Here is an 8,073-nt window from a genome sequence, read left to right as displayed (position 1 = left end):
GGGTCGGGTAGCCGACGCCGTTGCCGAGCAGGATGCCGAGGGGCCCGGCGCCACCGACGACGTTGAGCGGCGAGGCGGCGGCGACGACCATGAAGATGATCGCCGTGACACCGAGGGAGCCGCGGAGGGTCCGCGGGGTCGCGGCGGCGGCCCCCTTCGATTCGAGCTGGGTCATGTCGGAGCCTTTCGGAGGTCGGGTGTGCGTCCGAGGTTCCTCCCGGAGCGTTGCCTGCCGATGTGATCGGCGTGAAAGTGCCGGAACACGGACTGAGACACCCCCGGTCGCGGTGTCTCAGTCCGGGACACGCGCCGGAAACATCGGTGTCGCGCCGGGGCAACGGCCGCGGCGTACGGTCGCACCGAGTCCACGGGGAGCACCATGACCGCACTTGCCCGCGCCATTGCCCGGCCCACGCCCGTCGCCGGCTTCGGCGCGCGTTCACCGCTGCACGGACTGGAGCGCCGCAGTATCGGCATCGTCGATCTCGCCGCCCAGTCCGTCGCCGCCGTTGCGCCCGCCGCGGCGGCGACGACGGTCGTGCTCCTCGTCGCGGGTGTCGCGCCGGGGGCCGCGGTGGCCGCGATCGTCGCCGCCGGGGTGCTCAGCTTCGCCGTCGCCCGCACCGTGTCGCAGTTCGCCCGCCGCTTCGCCGCGGCCGGCGGGCTGTACACCTACACCGCTCGCGGATTGGGGGAGCGAGCGGGACTGGTCGCCGGTGCGGCGACGGTGATCGGCTACGCGGCGATCGCGATGTTCGCCCTCCTCGGGGGCGCCTACTACCTGAGCTACCTGCTCGGGGCGGCCTGGCCCGGCCTCGATCACGCCGCCACGGTGACGATCGCCCTCCTCGGGGAGGTCGTGTTCGTCGCGGCGGTGTTGGTGTCCGGCATCCGGCTGTCGGCGCGCGTGGCACTCGTCGTCGAGGCGATCTCGGTGGCGCTCATCGTGGCGCTGCTGTCGGTGCTCCTCGTGCTCATCGGCCCGGCCGACGTCGTCGCGGCCCTCGCGCCCGGCCCCGTGGATCCGGTCGCGCTCGCCGCGGGGGCGGTGGTCGCGCTCACCGCCTTCGTGGGGTTCGAGTCCGCCGCGACCCTGGGGGTGGAGTCGGTGGCGCCCCTGCGCAACGTCCCCCGCGCGATCACCGGCACCGTCGTGATCAGCGGGGCGGTGTACGTCCTGGCCGCCGTCACCCAGGCCTCGGGGTTCCACGCGCTCGGCCTCGACCTCGCCGCGAGCGCGTCGCCCGTCAACGACCTCGCCGGCGCCTACGGCCTTGGACCGTGGGGTGTGGCCGCCGACATGGGGATCACGGCATCCTTCCTCGCGTGCGCGATCGGGACGATGACCGCGCTCGTCCGCGTGCTGTTCGCGATGAGCCGGGACGGGGTGCTGCCCGCGCGACTCGGGCGCACCCACCCGCGCCTGCGCACCCCGATCGCCGCGATCGCGGCCGCCCTCCCGCTGGTCGGGGGCGTTCCCCTCGTGCTCGCGCTCGCCGAGGTCGACGTCCGCGAGGCGATGCGGACGACGCTCGCCGTCGGGGCGACCGGGTACATCGTCGCCTACGTGCTGGTGTGCGTCGCGGCGCCGCTGTTCCTGCGCCGGATCGGCGAGCTGACCGTGGGGCCCGCGGTCGTCGCGGGGGTCTCGGCCGTGGCGCTCACCGCGGCCCTCGTGGCGTTCCTCGTCGTCGGGTCCGACGCCGTCGCGCTGATCTCGGTCGCCGCGGCGGCCCTGCTCGCGGGCGTGCTCATCGCGATCGTCGCGGCGCGCCCGCGGTCACGGCCCATCGGCGCGTACGACGAGCCGGTGGCCGCTCAGGTGCTCGGGGGCGTCGCTCCGCCCGGGCGGACCGATGGCTGAGCGGCAGGGTCTCGCCGCGCGTCAGCCGGGCGCCGTCCGCTCGGCCCTGGCGGTGCTCGAGGCCGTCGCGCACCTGGGTGCCGGGGTGAGCGCGCAGCGCATCTCCACCGAACTCGGTCTCGCCCGCGCGACGACCTACCGCCTGCTGAACCTCCTCGTCGAGGACGAGTACCTCGTCCGCACCCCCGACCTCTCCGGCTTCGCGCTGGGCGCCCGTGTCGCGCAACTGGCCGGGGTGACGGCCGCGCCCGCGCGTCTGCCGGGGGCCGCCCGGGCCCTTCTCGCCGAAGCACGGCGGAGCGTCCGCGGAGGGGTGCACGTCGTGCTGTTCATCGACGGGCGCGTCGTCGTCCTCGACGCCGACCCGGACTTCCCGCTCTCCGACGCCGACCGGCTCGTCCGCGAACCCGCCCGCTACGCCCTGGGTCGGCTGCTGCTCGCGGCCGAGGGGCAGGTGCCGGACGGAGCGGTCGCCGCGGACCTGCGCCGGTTCGGCGCGACGCGGCAGTGCGGCGAGATCGTGCCGACGACGGGATGCCTCGCCCTTCCGATCCGCGACGATCGGGGGCTCACGGTCGGCGCGCTGGGGTTCTCGGGCGCGCGCCACCGCGTCGAGGACCCGACGGAGGTCATCGGGGCGCTGGAGCCGACCGCACGCGCTCTCGCACCGCTCGTGGTGTGAATGGCCTCATGTGGGCAGGATCGTGACGACACCCGCCCCGCCCGCCGGGGCCACGACCCGCGAGACGCAGCAGCACATCTTCGTCCGCGCGTCGCGCTGCCGCTCGCTGTAGAACACGTCGCGGTGGTCGATGTCGCCGTCGAGTCCGGCCACGCGAACCTCGCACAGCCCGCACTCGCCCTTGCGGCAGTCGTACATCAGGTCCGCGCCCGCCGCCTCGAGCGCCTCCAGCATCGACTGGTTCGGCGGCACCACGGTCTCCAGGCCCAGGGAGGGGATGCGGACGGTGAACGGCTGCGGATCGTGCCAGCCGCTGTTGCCGAACGTCTCCGTGCGCAGGTCGGCGGGCGGCAGCCCCGCCTCGATCCAGGCCCGCCGCACGGCATCCATGAGTCGAATGGGACCGCACACGTACATCTCCGTCCCCGGTTCGACCGAGGCGACCAGGCGCGTCACCGAGACCGACGTCCCCTCGTCGTGGACGTGCACCGCGAGGCGGTCGCCGTGCCGCTCGCCGAGGTCGTCGAGGTAGGCCATGAGCGGGCGGCTGCGGCCGAGGTAGAGCAGCCGGTAGTCGGCTCGGGCGGCGCGCAGGCGTTCGGCCATGCCGTGCAGGGCCGTGATGCCGATGCCGCCCGCGACCAGCACGTACCGACGCGCGCCGAGGCGCAGGGGGAAGTCGTTGAGCGGCTGTGTCACCTCGATCCGGTCTCCGGGGCGCAGCGCGTTCATCACGGCGGCGCTGCCGCGGCTCACGGGGGAGGTGTAGACGCTGAGCGCCACGCGGGCGCCGTCGGGGGTGGCATCCACGATCGAATACGAGCGCCGCTCGATCTTCCCGGCGATCGGCACGCGCACGTCGAGGTGCGCGCCGGGCTCGACCCGGACGGGGGAGTCGACGTCGATCTCGATGCGCCGGATCTCGGGCGTGAGGGCGCGCGCGGCGGCGACCGTGCCGCCCTGCCACACCTCGCGGTGCGCGACGGCCATCAGCCCACCGCCGCGGGGGTGCGTTCGCGGCCCTCGGCGGCGAGCATGCGCTCCAGCAGCCGGCGCACCCACATCCCGCCGGCGTCGATGTTCAGGCTGTAGAACTCGTAGTCGGGGTTGGCGTCGATCGCGGCCTGCTGGGCGGTCAGCATCGCCTCGTCCTCGCCGAAGACGCCGTGGACGCCCTCCCGCAACTGCGTGGTGATGAGCTGGCTGTCGAGGCGGTAGTTGCGCTGGAACGACCAGAAGTAGTGGCTCGTGCGGTCGGTCTCGGGCGTGATGGTGTTCATGACGTAGCCGTTCACGCCCTGCGAGCGGTCGCCCTCCGGGGCGCCGGTGCCGGCGGCGGCGACGCCGACGTCGATGCAGATCGTGGACGGCGCCTCGTAGTGGATGATCTGCCAGCGGTCCACGCGACCGGTGAAGCCGGGGAACTTGTCGCGCATGTTCTTGAGCCAGAACGGCGGCGGTTCGATGTCGCGCATCCACCGTTCCACCGTGACGGTGGTGTCGTCGTGGGTCGTGACGAACTCGGACTCGCTGAGCTCCTTCTGGCCGATGCTGCTGGAGTGGACGAACTCCTCGTGCGTGAGGTCCATGAGGTTGTCGAGGATGAGCTGGTAGTTGCACGGGGCGTGGATCGTCAGACCGTCACCGGTCCACTCGGGGTGGGTCATCTGGTGCATGTCGGGGATGAGGTCGGGGTCGGCCAGTGCCGCGTCGCCGACCCACACCCACACGTACCGGTAGCGGTCGACCACGGGGAACGAAGGCACGAGCGCGCTGGGGTTGATCGTCTCCTGCGCGGGCATGGAGGTACAGCGACCGCGGGGGTCGTAGGTGATGCCGTGGTACGGGCACCGGATGTCGCCGGGCCCCACGAGCGTCCCCTGCGACAGCGGTGCGAGGCGGTGCCAGCACGCGTCGGCGAGGGCCACGGCGGTGCCGTCCTCGGTGCGGTACAGCGCCAGCGGCCGTCCGGCGACGGTGCGCGCGAGCGGGCGCTTGCGCGTGACCTCGTGGTCCCACGCGGCCACGTACCAGGCGTTCCGGGGGTAGTCGAGCAGCTTGGCCGCCATCGTCTCGGTCACGGGACCTCCTCGTCCTCAATAACTATCTCGATAGATATTGCGAGGAAGATATCGTGGGCGGACACCGCGACGCAAGAGGGGAGTCCGCGATGAGCCTGCGCTACGCGCTGCTGGCCCTGCTGACCGCTCAGCCGATGACGGGGTACGACCTCGCGAAGGCCTTCCACGGGTCGGTCGGGCACGTCTGGCACGCCCCCGATTCGCAGATCTACCCCGAGCTCAAGCGCATGGTCGCCGACGGTCTGCTGCGCGACGCGTCGGTCCCGTGGGGCGCCGCCACGACCAAGACGCAGTACACGATCACCGACGAGGGCGTCGACGACCTCCGCCGCTGGATGGAGCAGCCCGTCGCGTACGGCGCCGACCGCGACCCCGCGCTCCTGCGCGCGGCCTACTTCGAGTGGGCCGACCCGGATGCCGCTCGCGCGCGGCTGCGCGAGCACATCGCCCACTACCGCGTCCGCCGGGGGCTGTGGCAGGCGCAGCTGGAGGCGATCCGGAGCCGCACCCATCCGATCGTCGCCCGCCGCCTCGAGACGGACACGCGGCACGATCCCGAGGCGATCGTGGCGTTCAAGGTGTTCGCGTACGAGGGGTTCGTGGCGCGGGCCGACCACGAGATCGCCTGGGCGGAGCGCGGCCTCGCCCTCGTCGACGCCCTCCAGGGGCGCGCGGCCGACGCGGGCACCTCCGACGAGGGCGACGGCGCCGACGTCACTGCGGCGGGCCGCGTCACCGACTAGGGCGCCGACAGCAGCCGCGCTCGGAGGTCGGCCTTCCGCACCTTCCCCGACGCCGTGCGAGGCAGGTCGTCCACGACGGTGACCGTCTTCGGGATCTTGTACCTCGCGATCTGACCGGTGAGCTCCGCGCGCACGCTCTCGGTGTCGACCGACACCCCCTCGGCCACCGTGACCAGGGCGATCGGCACCTCTCCCCACTTCTCGTCCGGGATGCCGATCACCGCGACGCCCGTGATCCCCGGGATGCCGAGGATCAGCCCCTCGACTTCGGCGGGGTAGATGTTCTCGCCGCCGGAGATGATGAGGTCCTTGAGCCGGTCGGCGATGTAGAGGTAGCCGTCCTCGTCGAGGTAGCCGAGGTCGCCGGAGCGGAACCACCCGTCCAGCGCGAACGCGGCGGTCGTCGCCTCGGGCTGCCCGTGGTAGCCGGCGAACACGTTGGGGCCGCGCACCTGGATCTCCCCGACCGTGCGGGCGGGAGCCGGCATCCCGTCCTCTCCGACGACCCGGACGTCGGTGAAGAAGTGCGGCAGGCCGACGCTCCCGGCCTTCGCGCGGGTCATCGCGGCGGACAGGCTCGTCGCGCCGGGGGAGGTCTCGGTCATGCCGTAGCCCTGCGTGAACGACAGCCCGCGCGCCTCGTACGCCTCGCGGATCCGCGGCGGTACCGCCGATCCGCCGCACGTGAGCGTGCGCAGGCTCGACACGTCGGTGCGGGACCACTCGGGATGGTCCGCCATGAGTTGGTAGGTCGTCGGGACGCCCGAGACGACCGTGACGCCGTGGCGCTCGATCAGGTCGAGCGCGCGTCCGGCCTCGAACCCGTTCTCGAGCACCACGGTCGCGCCCTTCAGGAGAGCGGGGAGCGCCCCCATGCCGAGCGAGGCGACGTGGAAGAGCGGCGAGATCATGAGCGACACGTCGGAGGAGACGAGGTCGTAGTCGATGATCGTGTTCATCGACACCCACGTGAGGTTGCCGTGCGTGAGCACCGCGCCCTTGGCGCGACCGGTGGTGCCGGAGGTGTAGACGAGCGCGGCGGGGTCGTCGAGCCCCACGTCTTCGGGCGGCGGCGCGGTGACCGCGCGGTCCAGCAGGCGGGCCAGGCCCGGTTCGCCGTCTCTCGCCGAGGCGCCCGTGCTCAGGACGTGCGCGACCGGCGCGGTCGACACCGCTGCGGTCACGCGATCCGTGAACGACGGATCGTGGACGAGCACGCGAGCGCCGGAGTCGGCCAGCACGTGCGCGATCTCGGGGGCGGCGAGGCGGGTGTTCACCGGCACGAACACCGCGCCGAGGTGGGCCGCGCCGAACAGCGTGACCAGGAACTCCGGCGAGTTCTCACCGAGGTATGCGACGCGGTCGCCCCGGACGACGCCGTGGTCGGCGAACACGGCAGCGGCCCGCTCCACGGCGGTGGCGAGGTCGGCGTAGCTGAGGCGCCGGTCGTCGCCGAAGATCAGGGCGGTCTTGTCGGGGTGCTTGAGGCGGCGGCGGGGGAGCCAGGCGCCGAGTCCGGGTGTGCTCATGGGTCTCTTCGTCGAGGAGGGGCGCTACCGTGCGCCCCGGAGCGGGGGAGGGATGCCGGGAGGCGGGGACGGCGAGGTGCGGGCGGCGGAACGCACCTCGCCGGGGTCGGGCCGGGGCCGACCGGGCGAGCGCGGCCGGACCGGAGAACCGAAGGTCAGGCGTAGAAACGGTACAGGCCGCGCGCGACGACGGCGGGCTTGTCGCCGCCCTCGACCTCGACGGTCTGGTCGACGGCCAGCTGATAGCCGCCGCGCACCTCGGTCACCTCGGCGACCACGGCGTTCATCCGGACGCGCGCGCCCACCTTCACCGGCGAGACGAAGCGCACCTTGTCGAGGCCGTAGTTGACCTTCGTCGTGACCCCGGTGACGTCGAGCAGTTCGGTCCAGAACTTCACCGTGAGCGACAGGCTCAGGTAGCCGTGGGCGATGGCGCCGCCGAACGGGCCGTCCTTCGCACGCTCGGGGTCGGTGTGGATCCACTGGTGGTCGTCGGTCGCGTCGGCGAAGAGGTCGACGCGGTCCTGCGTGATCTCGAGGTACTCGGACCAGCCGAGGTCGGTGCCGGCGAGGCCGGCGACGTCGGCGTAGGCGACGGTCGTGGTCATGATGTTCTCCGTTTCGAGGGAGTTTCGGTGAAGGCGGATGGGTCTAGAGGCCGAGCAGACGCGCGGCGTTGTCGCGGAGGATGCCGGGGAGGCGTTCGGGCTTGAGTGACGTCTGCTCGACGTCGCGCAGCCAGCGGTCGGGGGTGAGGAGGGGGAAGTCGCTGCCGAAGAGCACCCGCTCGCGCAGGAACGCGTTCGCGGCCCGCACGAGCTGCTCGGGGAAGTACTTCGGGCTCCACCCGGACAGGTCGATCCAGGTGTTGTGCTTGTGGGTCGCGACCGAGATCGCTTCGTCCTGCCACGGCACGGAGGGGTGCGCCATGACGATGTTCAGCGCCGGGAAGTCCGCGGCGACACCGTCGAGGAGCATCGGGTTCGACAGGGCCAGACGGAACCCCCGGCCGCCCGGCATCCCGGCTCCGATCCCGGTCTGTCCGGTGTGGAACAGGGCGACGACTCCGGCGGCCTCGATCTCGGCGTAGAGCGGGTAATACCGCTCGTCGCTCGGGTCGAACCCTGCACGGTCGGATGGAACTTTGATCGGCGGACGCCGGAGTCCTCGATCA

At 72.6% G+C, this 8,073-nt stretch carries 7 protein-coding genes and 1 pseudogene; 3 read left to right on the top strand and 5 right to left on the bottom strand.

Annotated elements, in window-relative coordinates; all coding sequences use genetic code 11:
* Positions 1-379: 379 nt before the first annotated feature.
* Together I5G_RS03520 and I5G_RS03515 are read left to right on the top strand one after the other, a co-directional pair.
* Entirely contained in the window at positions 380-1,864 is a 1,485-nt protein-coding gene (locus I5G_RS03520) for an APC family permease (protein ID WP_022877820.1), read from the top strand.
* Positions 1,857-2,546: a helix-turn-helix domain-containing protein gene (locus tag I5G_RS03515; protein WP_022877819.1), complete on the top strand. Its 690-nt coding sequence runs from the start codon at positions 1,857-1,859 to the stop codon at positions 2,544-2,546. Before I5G_RS03520 ends, I5G_RS03515 begins: the two co-directional genes overlap by 8 nt.
* Before the next feature lie 6 nt (positions 2,547-2,552).
* Here the strand turns inward: I5G_RS03515 and I5G_RS20370 are convergent, their stop codons facing one another.
* Positions 2,553-3,536, bottom strand: coding sequence for a PDR/VanB family oxidoreductase (locus I5G_RS20370; RefSeq protein WP_022877818.1), 984 nt, complete (start codon positions 3,534-3,536; stop codon positions 2,553-2,555).
* Complete coding sequence (locus tag I5G_RS03505) at positions 3,536-4,615, bottom strand: aromatic ring-hydroxylating dioxygenase subunit alpha (RefSeq protein WP_036326095.1); 1,080 nt, start codon at positions 4,613-4,615, stop codon at positions 3,536-3,538. Before I5G_RS03505 ends, I5G_RS20370 begins: the two co-directional genes overlap by 1 nt.
* Positions 4,616-4,716: 101 nt before the next feature.
* Here I5G_RS03505 and I5G_RS03500 point away from each other — a divergent pair, with 101 nt between their 5' ends.
* Positions 4,717-5,370: a PadR family transcriptional regulator gene (locus tag I5G_RS03500; RefSeq protein WP_022877816.1), complete on the top strand. Its 654-nt coding sequence runs from the start codon at positions 4,717-4,719 to the stop codon at positions 5,368-5,370.
* On the opposite strand, the gene I5G_RS03495 is transcribed toward I5G_RS03500, so the two are convergent.
* The 3 genes and pseudogenes from I5G_RS03495 to I5G_RS20365 all read right to left on the bottom strand — a co-directional run.
* Complete coding sequence (locus I5G_RS03495) at positions 5,367-6,899, bottom strand: long-chain fatty acid--CoA ligase (RefSeq protein WP_022877815.1); 1,533 nt, start codon at positions 6,897-6,899, stop codon at positions 5,367-5,369. The genes I5G_RS03500 and I5G_RS03495 overlap by 4 nt on opposite strands.
* A 155-nt stretch (positions 6,900-7,054) precedes the next feature.
* Positions 7,055-7,507, bottom strand: a complete 453-nt coding sequence (locus tag I5G_RS03490) for a MaoC family dehydratase (protein ID WP_022877814.1) — start codon at positions 7,505-7,507, stop codon at positions 7,055-7,057.
* A 43-nt stretch (positions 7,508-7,550) separates the two neighbouring features.
* A pseudogene (locus I5G_RS20365) lies at positions 7,551-8,073 on the bottom strand (amidohydrolase family protein); the annotation flags it as partial.

The sequence above is a fragment of the Microbacterium sp. B19 genome (genome assembly GCF_000333395.1).
GTDB lineage: Bacteria > Actinomycetota > Actinomycetes > Actinomycetales > Microbacteriaceae > Microbacterium.
The sequence above is the reverse complement of the archived record's forward strand: the minus strand, read 5'-3'. Positions and strand labels throughout refer to the sequence as shown.

Bases quoted from the DNA above. Each gene is read 5' to 3' on its own strand.
- I5G_RS03520 (WP_022877820.1), top strand. From the start codon at position 380: ATGACCGCACTTGCCCGCGCCATTGCCCGGCCCACGCCCGTCGCCGGC.
- I5G_RS03515 (WP_022877819.1), top strand. From the start codon at position 1,857: ATGGCTGAGCGGCAGGGTCTCGCCGCGCGTCAGCCGGGCGCCGTCCGC.
- I5G_RS20370 (WP_022877818.1), bottom strand. From the start codon at position 3,536: ATGGCCGTCGCGCACCGCGAGGTGTGGCAGGGCGGCACGGTCGCCGCC.
- I5G_RS03505 (WP_036326095.1), bottom strand. From the start codon at position 4,615: ATGGCGGCCAAGCTGCTCGACTACCCCCGGAACGCCTGGTACGTGGCC.
- I5G_RS03500 (WP_022877816.1), top strand. From the start codon at position 4,717: ATGAGCCTGCGCTACGCGCTGCTGGCCCTGCTGACCGCTCAGCCGATG.
- I5G_RS03495 (WP_022877815.1), bottom strand. From the start codon at position 6,899: ATGAGCACACCCGGACTCGGCGCCTGGCTCCCCCGCCGCCGCCTCAAG.
- I5G_RS03490 (WP_022877814.1), bottom strand. From the start codon at position 7,507: ATGACCACGACCGTCGCCTACGCCGACGTCGCCGGCCTCGCCGGCACC.